Source organism: Mesorhizobium sp. f-mel, assembly GCF_053850215.1.
In genome coordinates this window covers 114,306-136,480 of the sequence record NZ_JBSPTO010000011.1, presented here as the reverse complement: position 1 = coordinate 136,480, position 22,175 = coordinate 114,306, and the positions used below count along the sequence as shown (strand labels likewise).

14 protein-coding genes and 1 tRNA gene are annotated in these 22,175 nt (G+C 62.9%); 7 read left to right on the top strand and 8 right to left on the bottom strand.

Going from position 1 to position 22,175, the window contains the following annotated elements; genetic code table 11:
* Positions 1-65 precede the first annotated feature (65 nt).
* From ACWUKX_RS16265 to ACWUKX_RS16250, 4 genes are read right to left on the bottom strand one after another with little or no spacing between them, the layout of a single operon-like run.
* The gene (locus tag ACWUKX_RS16265; RefSeq protein ID WP_456007907.1) at positions 66-1,199 is read right to left on the bottom strand and encodes a PD-(D/E)XK nuclease family protein; all 1,134 of its coding nucleotides are present in this window, start codon (positions 1,197-1,199) and stop codon (positions 66-68) included.
* 5 nt (positions 1,200-1,204) lie between these two features.
* The gene (locus ACWUKX_RS16260) at positions 1,205-7,141 is read right to left on the bottom strand and encodes a DEAD/DEAH box helicase (RefSeq protein WP_456007906.1); all 5,937 of its coding nucleotides are present in this window, start codon (positions 7,139-7,141) and stop codon (positions 1,205-1,207) included.
* A gap of 8 nt (positions 7,142-7,149) precedes the next feature.
* On the bottom strand, positions 7,150-9,264 hold the full coding sequence (locus tag ACWUKX_RS16255; RefSeq protein ID WP_456007905.1) for a hypothetical protein: 2,115 nt from the start codon (positions 9,262-9,264) through the stop codon (positions 7,150-7,152).
* Position 9,265: 1 nt separating this feature from the next.
* Complete coding sequence (locus tag ACWUKX_RS16250) at positions 9,266-12,085, bottom strand: hypothetical protein (RefSeq protein ID WP_456007904.1); 2,820 nt, start codon at positions 12,083-12,085, stop codon at positions 9,266-9,268.
* A gap of 34 nt (positions 12,086-12,119) precedes the next feature.
* Between ACWUKX_RS16250 and ACWUKX_RS16245 the strand changes: the two genes are divergently transcribed.
* The 3 genes from ACWUKX_RS16245 to ACWUKX_RS16235 all read left to right on the top strand — a co-directional run bounded on the left by ACWUKX_RS16245 (position 12,120) and on the right by ACWUKX_RS16235 (position 14,468).
* The gene (locus tag ACWUKX_RS16245; RefSeq protein WP_456007903.1) at positions 12,120-12,650 is read left to right on the top strand and encodes a very short patch repair endonuclease; all 531 of its coding nucleotides are present in this window, start codon (positions 12,120-12,122) and stop codon (positions 12,648-12,650) included.
* A 62-nt stretch (positions 12,651-12,712) separates the two neighbouring features.
* Complete coding sequence (locus ACWUKX_RS16240; RefSeq protein WP_456007902.1) at positions 12,713-13,777, top strand: DUF262 domain-containing protein; 1,065 nt, start codon at positions 12,713-12,715, stop codon at positions 13,775-13,777.
* A 148-nt stretch (positions 13,778-13,925) separates the two neighbouring features.
* The gene (locus ACWUKX_RS16235) at positions 13,926-14,468 is read left to right on the top strand and encodes a hypothetical protein (protein ID WP_456007901.1); all 543 of its coding nucleotides are present in this window, start codon (positions 13,926-13,928) and stop codon (positions 14,466-14,468) included.
* Here the strand turns inward: ACWUKX_RS16235 and ACWUKX_RS16230 are convergent.
* Both ACWUKX_RS16230 and ACWUKX_RS16225 read right to left on the bottom strand, forming a co-directional pair.
* Entirely contained in the window at positions 14,435-15,586 is a 1,152-nt protein-coding gene (locus tag ACWUKX_RS16230; protein ID WP_456007900.1) for a DNA cytosine methyltransferase, read from the bottom strand. The genes ACWUKX_RS16235 and ACWUKX_RS16230 overlap by 34 nt on opposite strands.
* Positions 15,587-16,163: 577 nt before the next feature.
* Positions 16,164-16,538: a hypothetical protein gene (locus ACWUKX_RS16225; RefSeq protein ID WP_456007899.1), complete on the bottom strand. Its 375-nt coding sequence runs from the start codon at positions 16,536-16,538 to the stop codon at positions 16,164-16,166.
* Between the two features lie 156 nt (positions 16,539-16,694).
* On the opposite strand from ACWUKX_RS16225, the gene ACWUKX_RS16220 reads away from it, so the two are divergent.
* The 3 genes from ACWUKX_RS16220 to ACWUKX_RS16210 all read left to right on the top strand — a co-directional run bounded on the left by ACWUKX_RS16220 (position 16,695) and on the right by ACWUKX_RS16210 (position 18,859).
* Entirely contained in the window at positions 16,695-17,534 is an 840-nt protein-coding gene (locus tag ACWUKX_RS16220; protein WP_456007898.1) for a hypothetical protein, read from the top strand.
* A 105-nt stretch (positions 17,535-17,639) separates the two neighbouring features.
* On the top strand, positions 17,640-18,197 hold the full coding sequence (locus ACWUKX_RS16215) for a hypothetical protein (protein WP_456007897.1): 558 nt from the start codon (positions 17,640-17,642) through the stop codon (positions 18,195-18,197).
* Positions 18,198-18,208: 11 nt separating this feature from the next.
* Positions 18,209-18,859, top strand: a complete 651-nt coding sequence (locus tag ACWUKX_RS16210) for a hypothetical protein (RefSeq protein WP_456007896.1) — start codon at positions 18,209-18,211, stop codon at positions 18,857-18,859.
* A gap of 412 nt (positions 18,860-19,271) precedes the next feature.
* On the opposite strand, the gene ACWUKX_RS16205 is transcribed toward ACWUKX_RS16210, so the two are convergent.
* Together ACWUKX_RS16205 and ACWUKX_RS16200 are read right to left on the bottom strand one after the other, a co-directional pair.
* Positions 19,272-19,348: transfer RNA gene (locus ACWUKX_RS16205), tRNA-Arg, on the bottom strand.
* Positions 19,349-19,557: 209 nt separating this feature from the next.
* Complete coding sequence (locus ACWUKX_RS16200; protein WP_456007895.1) at positions 19,558-20,445, bottom strand: D-alanyl-D-alanine carboxypeptidase family protein; 888 nt, start codon at positions 20,443-20,445, stop codon at positions 19,558-19,560.
* Between the two features lie 429 nt (positions 20,446-20,874).
* Here ACWUKX_RS16200 and ACWUKX_RS16195 point away from each other — a divergent pair, with 429 nt between their 5' ends.
* On the top strand, positions 20,875-21,984 hold the full coding sequence (locus tag ACWUKX_RS16195) for a hypothetical protein (protein WP_456007894.1): 1,110 nt from the start codon (positions 20,875-20,877) through the stop codon (positions 21,982-21,984).
* Positions 21,985-22,175: the final 191 nt, after the last annotated feature.

The window sequence follows — 22,175 nt, the reverse complement described above, 5'->3', positions numbered from 1 at the left end:
TGTGGGATTGGTCGTCAGGTTTGCGTATATGCAGCAGGCGTCTGTTCGTTGCCTGTCCACCTTCGCTATCGGCGAATAGGTTCAAATACAGGGCTGGGATCACCAAATGACCGGAGATCGACCCACACCCCCCATGCCGATCCGGCCAGGCGGCCGAGGTCAACGGCCACAAAATTCACGGGTCGGCCGCCTCCCCCTCCTCGCTCGCTCGACACAAGGCTCAAGAGGCGCACCGGCATACCAGGCCGAGGCGGTTCTACAGCAGGTTCGAATGGCACACCTTTCACGCGCGCAAGCGATCCGTCGGGCGCGACAACCACGAGCGCAGCTAGGTCATTCCGCAACTCGACCCGAAGTACCTGACCCCAGACATCGAACGGTGTCCTCATGGTCGGATCGCGCCAATGGCGCTCTGCCCAGGCTGGATATACCGGACATGTGAGCCGGTAACGGCAGCCCAGACAAATCTTGCCCGGCGTAGCGAGAGTCTCGGGCTTCAACTCGACACCGCGTGGCAAGCGGTCTCGTGCCGCCAGTAATATTGACTCTATTTCGGCGCGCGCGGCGGCGTCAAACACCAACGTGTTCGTCTCGGTCGGAGAAATCGCGACAAGCTCGACCGATCGCTTGTCTCGTTCGGCGACCAGCAGCCCGTAGGCCAGCAGTTGGACGCGGTGATCGCCCCCGACTTCCAGTCGAAGTCCACCGGTCTTGAAGTCGGTGACGACGGTCTTCACGCCGCCATTGTCGACGCGGTCGGCTCGACCGGCGAGGTCGTGACGCGGATCGTCGAGCAGAATCTCACGACCGAACATCGCGGGCGCGCGTGCTGTGCCACCATCCCCATGGCCACCCGCGTCGCTCCGGCTTAACCTCGCGAATCGCACCCATCCAGCAAGTGCGGAAGGCTGGACTATATTCGATGGTGGGAGACCGTGCCGTATCGCCCAGCGAGGCAGTGGAGCGTCGAGTGCCTGAAGCGCGTGCATGACGTGATCGATGAGCGCGGTTCGGACGTCGCCGTCTGCAGCGACGCCCTGCTCGATAATGTCGTGTACCGCGCGGCCGAACAGCGTGCGTAGATCCGGCGGCAAGAACCGTTCGGCAGAGGGCTCGGTCTCCTTTACGTATCGCAAAGCGCATCGCGCGACCAACGCGAGGCGCGAGGGTTGGAACGGCCGCGTGCGTGCGAGCACCATGCGTGTCAGCGACGCGCGAGTTCGACCGTCGAGACGAGACGCCGAGCAAGATCGAAGGTCGTAGCCGGGATCAACCGACCGTTCGCGTCACCAAAGGCTGAGAGAGCTGGGCGATCGACCAACAGCCGTTCCCAATCCCAGAAGGGGTGTATCACGACCAACCATCGATCAGGCGCGACGCGAATCACCTCCAAGTCGGCAATGGTCCGGCGCTCGGCGCCGCCGAGCAGTTCAGACACGTCGCGCGCATACCGGCCGGCAAGCTCCGGCCAGTCGACAAGTCCAGGCGTATTGAAGCGTCCATCGAGCCCGACCGCGAAGCCGGGCACATCGAACAATCCAAGCACATCAAGGCCGAGCCGCCAGTCGAGAAGGCCGTGGTAAGCTTGATTCCCGTAGCGTGACAGGCAACGATAGCATGACTGGTCGCAAGATCCCGCATGATCGTGGCGGCGTAGGCCCGCTAGCGGTCCGCCCCCAGTGCCGGCGAGGATCTCACGCACCAGATGCAAGACAAGCGGTGCCGCCGGTTCGCTCACGAGCCGGGCGCACAGCCCCGAGCCGTTCATAAGCATGTCGCACATGTGAAGTACCGGCCGAGTGCGTCCATCGGGCGTTGCGACGACGCGTGGTTCGAGTACCTCGAACTCCTCGGGCGCGACATCGAGGCGGACCGCGGCGGCGTAGACCAGCATGAATGTCGCTGACAACGCGCCGGCACGAAATCCGATGGTGGTCGGCGAGATGCTGCCAGGACCTGGGATGCCTCCTAGCAACGCGAGCGCAGGATGCACGTCAGCGGGAGCCAGCACCAGCGCGTCGGTCACTCGCGGCGCGGCGAGGTAGAAGTCCTGGATCGGGGTCTGGCCAGCCATGGCGGCGAAGCGTGTTTTGGTCGGTAGGTGGTTGGGATCGACCAAGACCGATTGGACATAGGTCCTCGCGCGGTGACGCGCACCCCCCGAGGGACGGCGCAGTTCCGTGACCGGGAGGTCGAGTTCGAGTGGCATGGCATTGAACCCGAGCCATTGTGTGCCGTTCCATTCGCCGCGATTTAGGCGATAGACGCGTGCTTGGGCATCGAACTGGATTTCAAGATTACTTGCGGGGACTGCGGTCATGGCGAACGGACGGGCCTCGGCCATCGAGGTTTTGTTGGCCCGGGTCGAGGTTGTGTCCGTGTCGCGCTGACTGCGCGGAGCGAACTCAGTGGTGAATCCGGCCGGAACGTAGGCCGGGCGTGCGGTGTCTGTCGGCACGATCGCGAGACATGCGGTGCATTCGATTGCCGGATCGGTCGAAGTGCCGAGGTTCGTCCAGGCCGTGCAAACTGGACATTGGACAAGGCGAAGAGGAGCGGAGAGAGCGGCGCCGGAGGGGCGCATTCGAGCGATCCCGTTTCGGACATGACCCGCCAGCAGGTCGCCGGTGAACCCGATCGCGCGATGGACGCGCTTGTCCTCGACCAACTCGTGGCCAGGCGCGAACTCCTGGATTGCGACCTCAAGGTCACGGTCGATTGTCCGCGCGACGACCTGCTGCTCGTCACGCAAGTAGATGAGCCTCGTATGGAGGTTACGGATGCGGGTCGGCATGCCGAACATCGGGAACAGCCCGACCTCAGCGAGTGCTTCAGCGAGCCCGCGCGCGGCGAGTTCGTCGCCGGCGGCATGGTCCAGACCGACTAGGATCGTCTCGCGGTCGATGCCGTTAAGGAGATCGGCGATTTCCAGGCTAGAATCGACCGCGCACCAGTTTGCATAGGCTTCGGCGGCTGGTCGGGTGCGATCGAGAGCTTCGGCGATACGCGCCCGCCAATCCCCATTCAGATAATCCGACACCGGCATAAATTCGCCGTGCGAGTCCGGACGCGACCGATCGGCCGGCCAGGGTGTGCCGACGGGAACGCGGTCGCGCAGGTCGCGGAACGCTTCGAGCAGCCAAGTTTTGCGGACCATGCGCTGCGCTATGAGCACCAATCCCTTGGTTAGGAAGGGCGGCGGTGGCGGATCACCGGTGATCTGGCGAGGATTACGATAGTAGTGAAGATCGTGACTACGGCTGCGACAGACGGTGAGCACCGTCGAGAACGCCTGCCCGCGGCGTCCAGCGCGGCCGACGCGCTGCTGATAATTGAAGCGTTGCGGGGGCATGTTAGCTTGGAAAACGGCGCGCAGGTCGCCGATGTCGACGCCTACTTCCATTGTGGTGGTGACCGAGAGGAGGTCAACGATCCGGGCGGCGCGTTCAAGTGATGGTCTGGTCGGCGCGCTCATGACCTCGCCGGCGGGCAGAATGTCGTCGGTGTCACGCACCAGTATGCCCTTGAACCGCCGCAGGCGGGCCGACGGGTCAGCGGTCATTCCGGTCAGTTCCTCGGACCGCAGGCGGATCCCGCCGACGCCGCCTTCGACCCTCTTAGCGAGATAGTTGCGCGAACGAAGTTCGGCGGCGGTGCCAGAGGCTTCAGCTGGCAAGCTTCGCCGACAGCGCGTGCAACGCTCGGCGCCGCGGTGGAGATGCACGCGGCCGCAGTTGTCACAGCGCCAATAGGGATGGCCTGCCCCGATCGGGTGGACTCGCAGGGCGATCGCCTGAATCATGCCGTCGCGGTGGCCCTGGTTACGCATCGTTTCCAGAAACGCGTTCACCCGGGTCGGCGCGTCGTCCCCGAACGCGGCATCGGCGAAGCGGCGCAGCCGTGCGTTGTCCGGCAGGTCACCCCAGCCCCCCCAGGGTCTGGCGGTATTGGCACCCCATTCAGTCGGCTCGTAGCGGTAATTGTCGGCGACGACGCGCAGCATGGCGTCGTCCGGCGCGACAGCTTCGCGCGTGCGGCCGGTAAGCGCCAGGCATGGATAGCCCAGCCCTGCTTCCTCAAGCGCGAAATAGCTGCGATTGAACACGGTCTGGTTGACAAGTTTGCGCAGGTCGGAGACGACATGGACACGCGCGGCCTGAAGCTCCGCGGCAAAGGCGTGATCTGTATTCCAGCAAACCTGGCCGCCATCCTCGATCTCGAACAATTGCTCCCAGGCGAAGGACGCGCCGGCGGCGTCGATCGGAGCGACCCCGGCAGGGTCGGTCGGGTGGACGCCAAGCGTGACCAGTCGAGCAAGTGCCGGCTTGACCACGAGTTCGCTTGTTTCGACGAGATCGATGATGTCGACCATCGCGACCGAATCGTCGTTGCCGGCGGCGAGCAGGGCGCGCACGATTGGTCGCCGGGCTAGAAGCCCATCGGCTTCGGCCTGATCGAGGTCTGCGCGGATATGTCGATCGATGTCGGCGAGCTCGGCCGTGAGGGCTGCGCGGGTCGGACGTTCGCGCGCGAAGCGTGCGATCTCATCGACGAGCACCTCACGTCGGACATCCTCATGATGCCGCCGCTCGATGTCGAGCGCGGCACCAGCGGCATCCTGCCGCGAGTCGGCGAAGCTGACCAGGCGGCTGCCGCTGTCGTCCTCCTTAAGCGAGGCGAGCAATTCACTGGCGAGCAACTGCGTAGTCTTGGCGAAACCGACACGGAAGTTTCGAAGTGGAGAGGTACGCATGGTCACAGGCCGCGTGTGATAGCTTTCCTCACAGGCCGGGCATTGACACGGCACCGCAGTGCCCACGTGCGCACTATCACGGTTCCAACGGTCCGTGCCAGCACCAAACACATAGAGATAGCCTGCGACCCCTGTCGCCGACGCACCGGGCGCGAGTCGGCGTACTGAACCGGTGAACGGGTCGAGGTCGGCCGCGACCCAATCTCCGTGCGCCGCGGCGGAGCCAGGACGTTCGTTCGAGATCGGTGCGAACCGATCAACCCAGGGCAGGAACACGGCGAAATCGTCGTGGGACAGCGCTTCGAACTGCTGCGCTTTAGCGCGTTCCGGCAATGCTTCAGGATCCGGATCGTGGGGCAGCAACTCGATCGCACCTGTTCCATCGGGCGACCGGCCGCGGACACCGCCGAATAGCAGTACGCCGCACCCTTCGCAGTAAAGTAGTTCTAGGTAACGCGGCCGGCGGCCGTCGACCTGGCGCGTTCCTAAACGTAGGCCACGCTCAACGGTAATGTCCTCGAACAATGCGGTGCGGCGCGCTTCGACGCTATCCTCCGTTGCGAGGATCGGTGCAGCGAACAGGCCTTCCAATGCGCGGAGGAACAGGTGGAGCCGAAAACTCGGCGCGGAGCCTGGGAAACCTTGCCCGAACCACTCGTTCCAATGTTCCGATATCGCCCTTAGCCGGACGAGCGCGTGAACGGCGCGCACGCTATCAGGCATATTGCCGAACAGTGCTGCGGCAATGTCGGCGAGACCTGTTGCGCGCGTCACTTCGCCATCGAGGCAACCATGCTCGATTATTTCTCCAGCGCGCACGACGGCCGCGACGATCGGCGTGTCGCCTGGCGGGATGCAGAGCGCGCTGCACAGCGTCAACCACGCCGGCCCTACGGCAGGCGGTTGAGACGCATCGACCCCGTTCAGCGCGGCGTCGATTGACCGCGCGACGCGGCCCGCATCGAGCGGTCCATCGCCGAGAGGTTCAAGCGGCTCGGTCTCACCAGGGACGATCGCCTCGGCCCAGTCTTCTCGATGGCCCGCTACACCTAACCCGCCGGTCCCGAACATGTCCCACAGATAGGAAATGCTTGTCTCGCGTAGCGCGCCTTCAGTCGGCAGCGATGCGCTCGACGCAAGAACACGCAGCTTGTGCCGGTGGCGAGGGTCGTCGAGGCCGAGACGCCGGGTCAAGGCCTTTAAGAGGAACGCGACCTCCGTGCCGGCTGTGCCGCGCTGCAGATGAAGCTCGTCGAGGACAAGGTAGAAATAGGCGTTGTCGTCGCTGGTCAGCCAAGCACGGGTGTCGCGCCAGATCGGCTCGTCGAGTTCGCGGGCAAGCATCGTCGATAACATGCTAGTGTTGGTGATGAGCAGGTCGGGGGCATGGCGTTGCATGTCCCACCGAGACATCATCTCGGCGCCGGCAGGGCGTGGAAAGTTGAACGGTAGGAGTTCGTCGACGTCTTCGCCCGCTTCGCGCTGTCGCGCCACTTCGGCATGCGCGGCAGCCCAGGTCTCCTCGGCCTCGCGGCTGGATAAATAGAGTTCGTGGACCTTGCGTTCGACACGGGACCGTTCGCGCCGGCCGGTCACGCGAGGGTGACGAAGCCAGCCAGTGACGGGGGTCGCGCTGGTGTAGCGTCCGAAGAAGATGCGGTTACCGCCTAGCACGGAGTCCATGGCTGCGTGCACTGAATCACTGTCGAGGGCGCGGCGTAGTCGAACCATCTGGTCCTCGACTAGAGCGTTCATCGGATAGAGAATCAGCGCTCGAACCGCCTTTGGACGGCCGGACGCCTCGGCATCCCGCGCGAAGGTGACCAGGTCACTTGGAGCACCGGTCGCGCGAAGAGTCGCCCAGTCGGGTGCGCCGCCGGCACTCCACCACGGTTGCCAGCCTGCTAACTGCGGGCTGGCAGGCCAATGGCGAGCTTCATTGACGATCGCCGCAATGATCGGAAGCAAGAACGCTTCGGTCTTCCCCGAGCCGGTGCCCGACGTCACGATGCCAGGTGTGCCTGAAACGATACCGCGCCGGAGCATACGCAATTGGTGAGTAAAGAGCTCGAAGCGCCCAACGGTCCTGCCGGTTTCTGAATCCACCGTGGTCGGCAGCAGACCAGCCATCGCGACCCGCACGAACGCGTCGCGTGCCCCGTCATCGAGATCGGGCATCCAGCTCGCGCCGGCCGAACCGGTCAGCTGGTCGATCCGCACGCCGCTGCGGCGATAGCGCGGTTGCGGCTCGACAAGCGGATCGGTGCACAACGCGTCTGTATCTTCGAGCAGCCGCCGCCGCGCGACCTGCACGGGCTCAGCGCCGATACGGAACGCGGTCTCAAGATATGTCAGATAAAGATCACGGATCCGCTCGAAGCGGCTCAACGGGTCGCTCAACATCCGTGCCCCTTGTCGAACAATGCCGCGAGGCGGCGATGATGGTAAGCTGCGTCGAACCCCTCGGGCCACGCTCCCCCCAGCGCGGCCACACCAGCCGGATCGAACTCTCCGCGGCCGAGAGACAAGGCCGCGAAGGTCTCGGTGATACCTAGGGAAGCTGGTAGGATCTCGGCTGTGATGGCGAGATAGCGGGCCAGGACAGCGGTGCGGTCAGCCGACGGCAGCAAGGTACGCCAGCGCTCAGTCTCGTCGGCCGGAGCGGCCGAAGCGGCGAGGTCGTCGAACAATGCCGATGTGATTCGCGTCGTCTTCGGCGCTTCGGCTACTCTTTCGTCGTCGGTGTACAGCATGCGATCGGCATCGAGCAGCGGAATGCGTGCGGCGAGACCATGCGGGATCGCGAACGCAGTCGGTCCGCGCGCCAGCGTGGCGATGATCAGCAATCGCCCGTCGAGACGCGCGACCGCATCGTGCCCGGCGGAGTCTCGCCAGGCCATAAGGCGACCACCATGCAAATCGATCACATCGAGCAGATCGCCGAATGCGCCTTCGAGGGGCGCGCGATTCGCGCCGTGGAGGACGAGAGCGACCGGCTCTTCGCGCTCGGCAGCGTGGGTCAGGGCCGCGCCGAGCGGCATCGCCTGTCCGGCCATGGTGACGGGGAGCGCGAGGAGATCGCCCATGGCGAAGACGGTAGGTGACATCGCCACGTTGAGCACGGTCGGACCCACCAATGTCTTGGCGACGCTGCCGCCGAGCGCCGCAGCGGTGCTGCCGTCCAGCATGAGCGTTCGGCGCCCGAGCAGCAGCCCGGCGGCGACCACCGCGAGCAGACCGTCGACACGGTCGTATGCAGCTCGGGCCATGACGGCCGCGCGCAGGGCTTTGGTGCTGGTCAGCGGCGTAACGGCCGCCTCAGACGCGTCGGGAGACTTGGCCCCAACCCCACGCACGGCGCGCGGCACCGTCGAGTCAGTGTGGAACAGCATCCGAGCGACGAGACTGTCGGCAAGGCCTGGAATACCGCCTGCGATTTGGCGATCGACGGCGCTTCTGAGTTCGGCCTCAAGGGTCGCAATCGCTTCTTCAAGCAGATTGCGCTCTTGGCCGAGGGTCGCGAGGCGGGCTTCCTCGGCGGCGAGTATTGCGGATGACCCAGCTTCGAGTTCGCGTCGCCGAATCTCGAACTCGGCGTCGAGTTCTGCCCGGCGCTCGGCAATCCCCACGACGACACGCGCCTCTATGTCAGCGGCGACGACGGGGTGAAGCGCGATAGTTTCAGCAAGACCTTGCGCCGTGTGTGCCGCGAGGGTGTCGGTTGCGAGCAACGCGACCAGCGCTTCGTCACGAGCGGAATCTTGGTCGGCGGTGTCTTGGTCGACGACGCGAGCGAGCAGGGTAGCATGGGCCTCGACCACGGCCTGCGTCGTTCCGAGCGCTGCAAACGCGTCTTTATCCCAACGCTTCAGGCGCCGCGCGGCACCCGCCACCAACTGTTCATCGGATTGGATGACGAACGTCCCCGCTGGATCTGCGGAGTGACTCGTGGGATCAAGCAATCGACGATCGATCCCGCCCAGCTGAATGTCGAAAAAGCCGCTCGGATCAATTTGCAGCAGGCGAGACCAACCGGTTCCAAAACCGTATTCATGGCCGCGCGGGTTTCGGATAGCGTTGAAAGGCGCGAGCCACAACGCGTCTTGAGTAGGGAGACCTACAAGCGCGAGGCCGGCGGGAGACGGCGAGAGCGGGAAACAGTCGGAGGCAAGCGCGCGGCGAAGGGCGACGATATCATCGGCGCCTGGCACGACGACGGCTTCCCACGGGCGGGTCACCCTGGGTCCGGGCCGAACCCAATAGTGATCTGCGCCGGACCCGCGTATTTCAACCTCGACGATCCACGCTTGCCCGACCTCGAACCGATGGCCCTTAGGACGCGGCCAGTAGATCAGCCCTTCGCCCGGAAAAGCCTCGCGCGCGTCCACAACCGGCACCCAGCCATCGTCCCACTGCGCGACCGGCGCAAGCCGTACGAACTCAGGCGAAAATCCACGGTTGCCTTTGTTAACGTGCTCTACGCACGCGAGTACTCGATCGTGGCCGGCCATGCTACTCCCTCTCATATTGCCAGCCTGCGGATCGCCGCCTGTCCGTCAAGGACAAAGCGTGATGGCCGAGCGCGATCGCCACGGCCGTATGGCGCGGTTCGCGAGTGAGTGCGCGCACCAGATCGGTCGGACCGGCAGATCGCGACGGGATGACCTGACACCAACCCTCTAGCTGGTCGACCAGCACGCGTGTACCGCCGGCGGCATAGACAAGCTGCCCGTCGAAGCCTCGCGTCACTATCCCGCCACCAAGGACTAATGCGGTCCAGGCGACCGACGGCGGCAGGGCAAGATATGGGCGTGAGAGGGAGATGCTACCATCGGAGGTAATTGTTCCGACTTTGCCGTCGCACGCAATTCCCCAGGCGAGAAGAGCCCAGCGGCGGCTCTCTGTGACAAAACTGCGCTCTGGGGTAGTCAGCACGAACAGGTCACGCCTTCGGTCGAAGCTGCGCAGTTCAAGCGCAACAAGATCGTCACCGCGATCGTCGCCGAATGTACCGTTGGCCCGCGCCCACCAGCGCGAACGGAAACCCGTCGGCGGGTCAGCAACGGGGAGCGGCAGATAGCCAAGGGGCGCGATCGGGCGGGGCGGCTCGGCTCGACACACGGCAATGCCGACCGAGGCAAGGATTTGCTCGGCGATCGCGGCATCGGGCGCGATGAACTCCGTGGCGCCAACGGAGCCTGCATGGTTTCCGATATGCACAGTGACCGGGACGCCTAGTTGCGCTGCTTTATCGGCGAGGCGGAGGCGCTGTAGTTCACCGAGAGTGCCAATGATGCGTGCCCGACAACCGTTAGGTCGGGCGACGAGCCATCCCTCTGGCGCGATCGCAGCGAACGCGAGACCGCGCCAGTGGCGCGGCGAAACGAGGCGCACCAAGTGGTTCTCGACCAAGGTGGCTAGGATCGCCCACCCTTCGGACGGCGATCCACCCTGCCAGTCGAGGATGAGTTCGAGCGCGCGCCGCGCAGGTAATACCTGGCGGCGCGATAGGATCGCCGCGAGCATCTCGACAAGATCCGACGATAGGTCGGCAGCGGGAATCTGACGCGAGGGCGCAACGGGGTCTGATCCGACGCGCAGGCAGGGAGGTGCGGCAAGTGTCGGCACCTGGACAGCTGGTGACGGTTGGGCGAGCGCGACAAGATTGCCCGAATCGCCGTCGACGAGCCAATGTTCAGGTCGCGACAGCGGCACCGTTCGCTCGGCGGTGCACCGCCCCACGACCTCGATCGTCCTCGAAGCTACCAGTCCTTCGGTCCCGTGCGCGTCGATTCGGAGCTGCGCGATATCTTGTGTCACGATACTGGCAGGTAAGGCGAAGGTAGCCTCTCCTCGGTCGACCATTGCCCCGTCGCTCAGCGAAGTTCCGTCCGGGCCGATAGCGTGGAAGGTACAGCTGTCAGCAAGATCGACGCGGGCGAACGGCAGCAGCGGACGACGCAAGTAAACGCCGCCGGGCTGCATGACGGAACCGGATAGGTCGATTCGGGCGCTCGGCATGCGCGCATCGAACAGCCGCGTGCCCGCAAGACCAGCGAGCAGAGCCTGCGTCGCGTACGTGACAGGTAAGGGGCCGAACAACTTCCACGCGTGGCTGCCTGGCAATGATGCGAGGTATAGCGGGTGTCCGGCGCGTGTGCGCAGTGCCTCGCCCAACCGCGGCGCGATGTCGTGCCGCGCGAGCAACCAAGTGTCGTCGTCGGTCGCGAGCCGCTCGGCCAAGGTCCAGCGGTCGAGATCTTGGCGCGTGAACGCGAGCAAGCCGGTGCGAAGTCCAAGTCGCAGGCGTCGCGCCTGGAGCTTTGCAGTGGGTCCATTGACCACCACGTCGCGTTGCAGAGCCTCGACGATCCGACCTGCCCGATTGTCGGCGCGGGCCAAAGCGCACATGCCTGGCACAAACGACGGATCGTCGAGCCGTATCCAGTCATCGAGCGTGGGGATGGTGCCCGTCGCCAGCACCGTCAGCCGGGCGTCGTGCGGGTCTGATGGGTCGAGTTCGAGATCGAGCATGCCATCTGTGTACACATCGCCCCTCGCCCATGAGATCTCCTGGAGCGCTTGCCAGAACGGTGTGCGGGCAGCGTCGAGTGGATCACGCTGATAGCGGTCGCGGAACTCTCGGAACTCGGCCTGGAAATGATCAGAGAAACCCGCGAGTTCGGCACGTAGCGCGTCAAGCAAGTCAGCCACCGGCGCGCGGTCGTCAAGGCCGGTACGCGCGATTAGACTCGCGAGCCGTTGTTGGTCGAGGTATCTTGGAAAGGCGAGACGTTTTGCGATGCCAATGATCGCCTCGTTGCCTGGGGAGGGCAGGACGAGGCGAGCGACGTCGACGGCACTGGTCGATGTCGACCAGAGGGCAGCCTTGCGCCACAGATCGGGGAGTTCGTGGCCGATTAAGGCGCCAGCCCCGATGCCCGTCAGCTCGGCAAGCCGCTCGCGATAGCGACCGAGGTCCGCAGTGCGCTCATCGGCGCTGGCGACGATGAGGCTCAGGTAGAGTTCTGCGAAGAAGGGCAAGTGAGTGCTGGTCGGTGACCATCCGCCGGTGAGCCGGGCCGGACTAAATAATGCACGCGCGGACAGATGAAATCCCCGGAACACGGACAGGAACGCAGCGCGCACGGCCTCGCCCTGGGACACGTTCGCCCCGGCGATCTGCGCCATCCACGATTGAGTCGTGTCGATCCGTCGTATGATGGTGCCTGCGGGCCGACGGCGGAACACCGCACAGACGAGCGCGTCGTTCCATTCGACCTTGGACCAGCTGCGCCAATTGGCACCAGGGTCAGTATTAATCTGAACCACACGACATCCCCAAGCTCATGCGAGCGGTCCCACCATGGTACCTCGACCGTTCCCGCCGAATGGTTATTCTGGCCGAACTTGGAGCCGATGGACAGAGGATCGCACGCGAATGTCACCAGATCGAAATGAAACTGAGGGGACAAAAGTCGACCCGGTTCGCACCAGGATGATGCGTGCGGTACGGCACGCGGACACGCAGGCGGAAATGGCGGTTAGGCGTGCGTTGTTCGCCGCGGGATATCGCTACCGCGTCAACGTTCGCCGGCTACCCGGCACGCCCGACGTCGTATTGCCAGGTCGGCGCCTCGCGATCTTCGTTCATGGATGCTTCTGGCATCGCCACGTGGGCTGCCGATTCGCGACCGCGCCGCGCGCACGCGCCCAGTTCTGGCAGGACAAGTTCGCGCGCAACGTCGCTCGGGACGCGGCAAAGCGATGTCAACTCGAAGCCGCAGGCTGGCGCGTCGTGGAGATCTGGGAATGCGAGGTAAAGGATGGATCCTTTGAGGGGCCGATTCTAGAACTCGTGGGATCGGTAGCGCCGGTAAACCGCCGACGGCCCTGATGCGCGGTTGTCTGACGCGGTGTCATGTTTATATTCGTGCGCATGGGGACAATCGGGAGGGGATGATCGTGTCGGACTTGTTTACCGCGCTTGCCGATCCGGAGGACGTCGCCGAGCGGGTCGAGGCGGTGCGGCGTGAGGCGCGCTACATCGTGACAGACTTCTCGGTGGAGCTGGTGCTATCGAAGTTTCGGGACACGGCCGAGGGCGAAGGCGACATCTTCGTACCGGACTATCAGCGCAGTCTCGCCTGGAGTGACGAGCAGAGCGCTTATTTCATCGAGAGTCTGTTGCTGCGCGTGCCGGTGCCGCCCATCTTTCTGCACGATGTAGACGGACGTCTGGAGATCGTTGATGGCTCGCAGCGCATCCGCTCGCTGGTGCGCTTCGCCAAGAACGCGTTCGGTTTAGAAGGCCTTGAGAAACTCGACATGCTCAATGGCTTCCACTTCGGGGAGCTGCCGCCGTCGGTGCAGCGGCGGTTCAACATCACGCCCATTCGCTCGTTCGTGCTCGACCAAGGGACCGACGAGAGCACGCGTATCGAGCTTTTTCGGCGGTTGAACACTTCGGGCAAGCGCCTTGAGGACGCGGAGATTCGCAAGGGTGTTTATCGTGGTCCGTTCCTCGACTTGGTTATCGAATGCGCGGCGTCGCCGGAGTTCAAAGCGCTTACCCCGCACATGGCCAAGGGCGTCGATGCTCAGAGCGAGCGGCAGGAGTTGGTGACGCGCTTCTTTGTGTATTCGGACCGGCGGATGGAGTTTCGGCACGACGTGCGGAGATTTCTCGACGAAGCGATGAATGATCTGAATCGCTCGGTCGACGACGCCCAGCTGGCGCGGATGCGCGCCGAGTTCATGCGCACAATGTCGTTCATACGCGGCAATTTCTTAGGTGCTTTCTACCGGCCCGACGGCGGCAAGCGCGTGCCACGTGTGCGGTTCGAGGCGGTGGCGGTCGGCAGCAACTTGGCACTCAGAGAACAGCCGATGTTGGTTGACCCACCTGCCGGATGGCTTCGGTCGCGCCAGTTCGAGCAGCTGGTGCGCACTGACGCCAGCAACAGCGCGCCGAAACTTCTCGGGCGGATCGAGTTCGTGCGCGATTCGCTGCTCGGCCGCTGAATGGACCTCCGCGCGCGCTTCACGCAGCGATCGGACGAGGTCGCGAGCTACCTATCAGCGTTGGGGGAACTTGAGCGATCAAGCGCGACCGCTGGGCGAGAACTATTCGCGACCGGTAGTCGCAGCATCGAGGGCAGCGGCCTTCATCATGATGTACAATGCGGTCGAGGATGCGGTGCGGCACGCCTTCGCTGCGATCCGATGCGACATCGAGGCGAGCCACTGCAGCTACGTCGTACTCGCGGCGTTCTGGCAGGAGGAAATAGTGCGCGCGCATTTCGAGCGCAAGTTGGCGCAGGGGTCGTCGCACGACACGGTTCTGCGTGAATTTGCCCGGTTTGTGCCGGGCACCGTCAGCTGGAAGGATCGCGCCGCACGCTTGCCGTTCGTCGGGAATGTCGACAACCGACGCATCTTGAAAGCGGTCGAGCGTATGGAGCTTCAGTGGCGACCTCCACTTGGTACCTTAGGTGGTGACGATCTGAGTGTGATCCGGCAGCAGCGTAATGCGCTGGCGCACGGGTTCGACAGTTTTGAGGCGGTCGGCACGCAGTTCGACACGGTCGATTTGGGTGCGAAGCTCGGCCGGACCCGGACATTCGTAGATTCTTTGCTCGAAGCGCTCCAGAGGTACCGCGAGACGCGCGGATTCGAGCGTCAGGCGCCGGGCAACTCGTCAAGTTCGCAGTGACGGGCGAGCGCATTGGCGAAGGCCAGATTCTTCTTGAGATTGCTGCGCATGTAGCGGCGAAGAAAGCCTTCAGCCGCTCGACGAGAGAGGGGTGTCTCGCCGGTTAAGCCGAAGGCCGCGATCGGTGTGCGGCGTTCGTCCGACGGCCCCTCGCCGGTCGCCCTAGCGTAAAGTGTGGGCTCGTTCGGACCACCACGGGCAGCGACGTGACGGGTCCGCTCGGTGAACATCTCTATTCCCGGTATGGCTGGGGAGTCGAGTGTCAGCCGCTCGGCGATCCAACGTGTGACCGGGACACTGACGGCGTTGCCAACCAGGCGCCAACGCTCGCGATCGTGACGTTTTGGATCGCGGGCGGGTTCGGTCCAGCCGGGTGTGAAGCCATGAAGGCGTTCGGCGTCTTCAATTCCGGGCACGGTGATATGACCTGCGTCGACTTTCCAGATCGCTGGCGGCGATGGGATGTGGAGGCCAGATCCCCCCTTCAATGGCGGGATAGCGTCGGGAGTCCAACCGACACCGCGATTACCTTCAGTCCAGTAGAACCCGATGTCCGTTGGGTTGAGCATCGGCGAGCTCTCGCGGTCAAGACCGTCGAACAGCACTGCTGCGGGATCGCCCTCAAGCATGCCGCAGATAAACACGCGGCGCCGACGATGCGGCAGGCCGAATTCACGAGAATCCAGGACCCGGTATGCCCAGCGATAGCCACGTTCCGCAAGCTGTTCGGTCACGTGCCGGATGGCTTCGCCGCCCTTTAACGATAGTGCGAAGGCGACGTTTTCAAGCAGAATTACGCGCGGCTTGCGCGCCGCGCCGTCTAGCAGACGAAAGACGTGCGACACAAGGCTGGATTGATGACCGGCGATGCCCGCCATGCGCCCGGCCTGGCTAAGATCTTGGCATGGCCACCCGCCGACGAGATAAGTGCAGTCGGGAAGTGCGCGTAGGTCGGCGACATCACCTGCCATCGCCGCGTCTGGAAAGCGGGTGGCGAGCACTGCGCGGGCGACAGGATCCTTGTCGCAAACGAGGGACGTGATGATGCCGGCATGCGCGAGCCCAAGCTCGAATCCACCGATTCCACTGAAGAGACTGACTGCTGTATCCGCGCCCATGTCACCTTTCGCCCCTTGGGCACGTTACCATGGTCGTGAGTGATACTCGAGAGAAAAATGCATTGCCAATCCGACGCGCCCAAGCGAGTCGAAGACGGTGGGTTTGAATGGACTTCAGGCCTTGCAGCAGTTGCCTACCGCCCGCGTGCGCCGATAACATTGATGAACCGCGCCGAATGGGACAACAAGAATGCATCGCTATTTCGAGGGACAGCGAACTGACCGAGGTCGATTGATCGACCCACGAGGCAGCGAGGGTACAAGCAGTCGATCGGGCAGCGTTCGATGAGACTAAATGTACTCGACGACGCAGGCAGACCTCTCGATGCTCATCTCGATTTCGACGGCGGCGATATCGTCTATCACAGTCGGAGCGGCACGCGGGGCGTACCGGGTGCACGTAATCTGGACTACGGACCGGCACTCAGACTGTTGCTGTCACGGATCCTGGACAAAGGGTACAGTCTGCACGGGGTGTGGCTCGACAGTGACGAGGTCCTGCACTTGCCCCTCCACGAGAGTGATCCTCGCCGGTTCCGATCTCGCGGCATCACCGGAAGAGCAGTTCCGCATATTGTCACGGGCGATGCAGGTCTTCGGACGAACCGAAGGCGCTGTCCACCGCGATGACCTGCGCTCCAGGGAGCATGTTTCGCGGATGGAAGTAGATGTTGTCCTCCATCTGCTGTTCGCCATCCGGGTCGATGTACGGCTCATAAACAGAGACTGCCACCCCAGACATGACGGCAACGGCTTTGCAATATCCAGTGGTGCACTCCAGGAAGCATGCGAACTTGCCTTCGGCGTACATAGGGTCCGTGCCCACCTCGCTTTTCCACTGCTCGAAAGTACAGTCTTTGATAAGCCTAAGTTTGCCAGTACCGCACTTAGAGCAGGGGAACGCGACGAAACCGTTCTTGCCGTACTTTTCGCGCCAGATCCCCTTATCCATGTCACTTCCTCTCGCCACCAGGCTATTCAGCGCCTTGCAATCGTCAATTCAAGTCTCGATTTGCAGAACAAGCGGCGTTATAAGCTGCCCCGCAGAGATTGCCCTGAATCCTTTCTGATTGAAAATATTGAGTATTGAGCGCGCGGTAGTGGAAGCATGTTTAACCTGATCGTCCGCAACACGGACTGGAAAACCGGTCGCGCCAACATGATTGAAGGACGCGCTCTTGCCTACACTTCGGGCGGTCTCAAACAGCAGTTCCAGCCGGAGGGCAATCTAGCACTTGACGATCTCGCGAAGCTGCCATGCCTTTTCATGCAGGAGGGTATCCATGACGAAGAAGCCTACGTCGGTCGCATCACACGCCACCAGATAACGCCGAAAGGTGTGACTTTCGACTTCAGTTTAGACCGTCACATCGGCCCCTTGCCAAACTTCGCTCTTTACGAACTCCGGTCTGCGCTAGGCATCGACGACGACTTTGAGTTCCATCACACTCACTGGGCCGTCAAGGACGAGGATTTGCTTCACGTGATCCTGCGAATGTATGCCTCACGTCGCTCGCGGCCAAACGTTTTTGCCTTGACTGACTTCGCGAACGTCAATCACCGCTTGGTATCGGCTATGATGCCGTTTGCCAAGGATTTTTCCGATGTTTATGACACGATACGGGAAGCCGCGAAAACGTTTCGGATGAACTGCCAGCGGGCCGACGAGATATTTGAAAATCGATCAGTCATGCAGGATATCGTCAACTTGATTGATAGCTCACGGGTGGTCGTTTGCGACCTTTCAGGCCGGAACCCCAATGTCTTCTACGAGACCGGCATTGCCCATGCACTCGGCAAGGAGGTGATCCTGATCACGCAGAGACTTGACGACATCCCTTTCGACCTCAGGCACATTCGGAACATCGTCTACGACAATAATGCCGAAGGTCGGAAGGAACTGGCGAAGAAGTTGACCGCCACAATGGAAACTGTCCTGAGCCGATAGTTCACGAGTTAACGTCGAGCTCAGTGGGACAGGGCGCCAGAATGTTTGCCACACGCTCCAACAGGTGGCATTTGATCATTACGCACAAGGTGGGAGCAGAGCACGGTGGCGATCAGTGAAGATGAAGCGCGCAGTCTGATTGCCACAATTCTGAAGGCGCTGGCCAAAGACGCTGCGCCAGGGGATCGTCGCGCGATTGATGATCTCATCGCACAATGGCACGCCGAAATTGAGGCGGGTCGGCCGGTAGACCGCAAGCTGAAGGTCCGGACCAGTCCGGGGCTGGACGTAGTTGCCGATGTGCCGCGATCTCGAACAACCGCGACCGGCGAGTTCGTAGGCAAGAAGGATTACGGTCAGATCGAGCAACTTGATCTGCTTCTCGAGGCGCTTGGCTTAGCCTTCATCGCGCCGCAGATGATGGCAAGCAAGCTCCTCAAGACCGTTCAGCAATTTGCAGGTGAACGCGGCGTCCAGGCGGCAGCCCCAGTCACCGTTTTTCTCGTCGCGCAAAGTGAGATCGAGGACACACGGCAGATCGACGCTGTCATCGCAGAAGACGCGGCTGTGCGTACCCAGGATCTTGCGAACATCATTGCCGAGCTCTCCGAGGAGACAGGCATCAAGCCACGCGCCGTCCGCGCCCGAGTAGAGGTCCCTTGATGCGAGCCGATATGTGGGACGACATCGAGGCCGCGCTCGGTAGCGCCGCCAGTGCGAACCTGTCGTCTAGTTGCGCCGGCAACGACCTTTATGAGTGTTATGTCTGGGCACTTGTGCTTGAGGCGGCGCGACGCGAAGGAGCCACGATCCGCCTCCTTAACCGGACTGGCGCGCCGGCCACAAGTTTCTGGTTCCGAACCTCTCCTTCCGCGATCTTTTCCACTGTGCATGACTATTGCCATGCCCAAATCGACTTTCCCAGCTGCCCGAGTCTCGAGGCGCATATCGGCATCTATGTATCGGGCAAATCGAAGGTCAACCACGAGTGTGACGTTGCGGTCGTCTACAAAGACGAGGCCGACACATGTCGCGCTGAGAGCGTATATCCGCGATCAAGCAAGGTTCTGATCGCAATTGAGTGCAAATACTATCTGAGTAGTAGCTTGGGAGTAAATCTTGGCCGGTCTTTTCTCGGATTAATCAACGACATCTATACGAGCGGCCGCTTCTTCGTATCCACTCAAAATAGTGGATCGGTTGATCGACTCTTCTCGCGCCACAACAAGGAATATGAGATTGGTTTGTCTCCAATGACACCCGATCTTGAGGCGCGCCTCCGCGGATCATTCGAGAAGATATTTCGCAACTTCAAGGCGCAGTAGCTATTCGCAGTCTTAAGCACGAATGGTCTTCTTATCGTCATCTCGGTTGTCTGCGGTTTTTCAAGCGTTAGACCTTCTCGCTGACTTCCGTCGGTCTTCGCAAGAGCGAGGGTAGGCGCGCACGCGGGCGCAAGATGCCGGCCCGATGCGAGTATCTTGCGGGGAAACGACCAATCCGGCCGGAATCCGGACTAACCGCTACCGCCCCAATTGGCCAACGAAATCACTTCCTAATGTGGAAGCGCATCGCCTCAGGTCTAGGCGCCGATGGGTGTCTCACCCGAAGGAGATCGGTTGAATGCTAACACCCAACGCACGTCTGACTGCTTCCGTGGTGCTTCCGTGACTTGGTTTCTGAGTTCTTTTCACGGGAAGAAGGTCTTGCTAACCAACTGTTTTCACAGTATAAAAGTGGCGCACCCGGCAGGATTCGAACCTGCGACCTCTGCCTTCGGAGGGCAGCGCTCTATCCAGCTGAGCTACGGGTGCCTTCTGGATCGACGATCCGGAAAACGAACCAGCCGGTAAACCGGCCAGCCACGGCTTCTTAGCGGAAGCCGGGGCGGGCTTCAACGGGCAAGGCGCCGTAAAGTTGTTCGGCGCCTCTGGGTTATCGGTTCGCGCCGCATCCGATCGCTGCGCGGCCTCGCAGGCTCAGGAATTCGCCATTCGAAATGCCCCTGGCATTTCGTCCGCCCTCACTGCTCCCCGGCATACAGCAGCCGTGTCGTCGTGTTCGACGCCGGCGACAGGTTGCGCTGGATCAGCGCCTCGACGTGGTCGTTGCGCTGGCGCGCGCTGTCAGCGCCCATCACCACGAGGATGAGCCGGCGGCCGTCGGCATCGTAGGAGGTGACGATGTTGAAGCCTGAGGCTCTGATATAACCGGTCTTGATGCCGTTGACGCCGCGGACGCGGCCGAGCATGTCGTTGTGGCCGCGCACCAGCCTGCCCCGGAACATGAAGTCGCTTTCGGAGAAATAGTGGAAATGCTGCGGGAAGCGGGCGCGCAGCGCCATGCCGAGCACTGCCATGTCGCGCGCCGTCGTCTGTTGGGCGACGTCCGGCAGGCCCGAAGCGTTGCGGAAGACGGTGCTGCGCATGCCGATCTGGCGCGCTTTGGCCGTCATCATTGCGGCGAACGCCGCTTCGCTGCCGCCGAGATATTCGGCGACGGCCACCGCCACGTCATTGGCAGATTTGACGGTGATCGCCCGGATCGCCGATTCGACGTCGATCGTCTCGCCGCGCCTGAAGCGCAGCTTGGTCGGCGGCTGCCTGGCGGCGTTGTCCGACACCGGGATCGGCGTCGCCTTGCCGACGCGGCCCTGATCCAGCGCCTCGAACAGCAGGTAGAGCGTCATCATCTTGGTCAGCGACGCCGGATAGCGCGGCGCCGTCGAGTTGGCCTCGAACAGCGTCTTGCCGGTGCTGCCATCGATGACGATAGCCGCATATTTCTGCGCCGGCGCCGGCACCGCCAGCATCGTTTCAGTCGGCGTCGTCGCGCAGCCGGCGACGAGCCCCAGCAGCGCAAACGCCGCGACAAATCTTGAGATGAGCTGAAAGAGGCGCGGTTTGGACAAGATGGGTCTGTTCTGAAAGGTGGCAGTTGCTGAAACGAACGGGAAACTAGCGTAACCCAATGGCGCCGTCTATTTGGTTAATGCCGTTCTTCAGAGCAATCGCTTCAGGTTTGAATTTCCCTCCCGGGCGTTGGCGCCGCCCCTCATTGCCCTGCCGGGCATTTCTCCCCGTATAGTGACGGGGAGAAAACCGCCTTCGCGAACGGTTTCGCCAATCACCAGCGTTCGCAAGAAGGGCGCCGGCATTGCGGCCAGCCCCTTTCTCCCCGTTTACGGGGAGAAATGCCCGGCAGGGCAATGAGGGGCAGCGCCGACGATCGACAATTGAACTCCACATGGAGTTCCGGCCTGACGTGAAATACCTGGACTGCGCTTGCGCAACCGGCACCGAGCGGGTTTGCTGGCGCCGGCAGAATCAGCAGGTGCGCCATGGATACGCTCACGATCAAGGCAAAAGGCATTTCGGTAACGGTCGATCTCACCGTCGGCCATCTCGCCGACATGACGGTCGATATCGACGGGCGCCGGCTAAAACCGCTGCATCGCGCGCCGTGGGTCGACGAGCCGCGCGAGACGCTGCCGCAAGACCTGCCCGCCGGCACCGTCCGCCTGTCCGGCGATTTTCTCTGCGCGCCGTTTTCGCGCAGCGATGTCGAGGAAGCACCCCTGCATGGCTGGCCGGCCAACAGCCCCTGGGATGTCGTCGCCTCCGAGGCGACTGCCGACGGCTGGCGCGCGGTCTTCAGGCTGCGGCACTTGGTCATGGGCGCCACGGTCGAGAAAATCCTGACCCTGCGCGACGATCATCCCTTTCTCTATCAGGAGCATGTTTTTTCCGGTGGTTCCGGCGCGATTTCCGTCGCCCATCATCCGATGACGGTGATGAAGGACGGCGGCAGGCTGGCCTTTTCGCCGAAGCGATTTGCGGCAACGCCGGACGACCCGCTCGAGCCTGATCCGGCCCGCGGCCGTTTCCGCTTCGCCTATCCCGCGCGTTCCGCCGACCTGACGCGTTTTCCCGCCGCCGATGGCGGCACGCTCGATTTGACCGACTATCGCATGGACCAGAGCCGAGAGGATTTCGTCACGCTGGTCGAGGCCGATCATGACGGGCCGGGCTGGACCGCGCTGGCGCGAAAGGCGGAAGCCGATCTCGTTGTGGTGCTGAAGAACCCGGCCGAACTGCCGGTCACCATGCTGTGGATCAGCAATGGCGGGCGCGACTACGCGCCGTGGAGCGGCCGCCATCGCGGCGTGCTCGGCATCGAGGACGGCCGCACGGCGCTCGGCCATGCTGCGTCGCTGGGTGACAACTGGCTGAAGCGGGAAGGGGTGGTGACCGCCTTTGCTCTTGGCGAAGGCCGCAACGTCTCGTTCCGCCACGTCATCGGCGCCTTGCCTCAAGAAGCCGGCGGCGAGCCGCCGCGCGACATCGCCACCGCGCAGGGGCATATGCGCCTCACGGCGGCTGACGGCTCGACGCGCAACGTTGCTTTCGACGGCGATTTCCTGCGGATTGGCCGATCCGTGCCTGCCTGATTGGGCTGTGTCGTAGGCAATAGCTCATTGCGGGCGCTTGCGCTGCCCCTCACCTGCCTGCCGGCATCCTCTCCCCGTAAAGTGACGGGGAGAGGGGCGCTCTCATCGACGGTTTCGCCAATCACCAGCGTTGCAGGAAGGGCGCCAACGTCGCGGCCAGCTCTTTCTCCCCGTCACTATACGGGGAGAAA

Coding starts and splice junctions, on each gene's coding strand:
- ACWUKX_RS16235 (WP_456007901.1), top strand. CDS start 13,926: ATGATGTACAATGCGGTCGAGGATGCGGTGCGGCACGCCTTCGCTGCG.
- ACWUKX_RS16265 (WP_456007907.1), bottom strand. CDS start 1,199: ATGGTGCTCGCACGCACGCGGCCGTTCCAACCCTCGCGCCTCGCGTTG.
- ACWUKX_RS16230 (WP_456007900.1), bottom strand. CDS start 15,586: ATGGGCGCGGATACAGCAGTCAGTCTCTTCAGTGGAATCGGTGGATTC.
- ACWUKX_RS16240 (WP_456007902.1), top strand. CDS start 12,713: ATGATCGTGTCGGACTTGTTTACCGCGCTTGCCGATCCGGAGGACGTC.
- ACWUKX_RS16245 (WP_456007903.1), top strand. CDS start 12,120: ATGGTACCTCGACCGTTCCCGCCGAATGGTTATTCTGGCCGAACTTGG.
- ACWUKX_RS16210 (WP_456007896.1), top strand. CDS start 18,209: ATGTGGGACGACATCGAGGCCGCGCTCGGTAGCGCCGCCAGTGCGAAC.
- ACWUKX_RS16195 (WP_456007894.1), top strand. CDS start 20,875: ATGGATACGCTCACGATCAAGGCAAAAGGCATTTCGGTAACGGTCGAT.
- ACWUKX_RS16255 (WP_456007905.1), bottom strand. CDS start 9,264: ATGGCCGGCCACGATCGAGTACTCGCGTGCGTAGAGCACGTTAACAAA.
- ACWUKX_RS16220 (WP_456007898.1), top strand. CDS start 16,695: ATGTTTAACCTGATCGTCCGCAACACGGACTGGAAAACCGGTCGCGCC.
- ACWUKX_RS16225 (WP_456007899.1), bottom strand. CDS start 16,538: ATGGATAAGGGGATCTGGCGCGAAAAGTACGGCAAGAACGGTTTCGTC.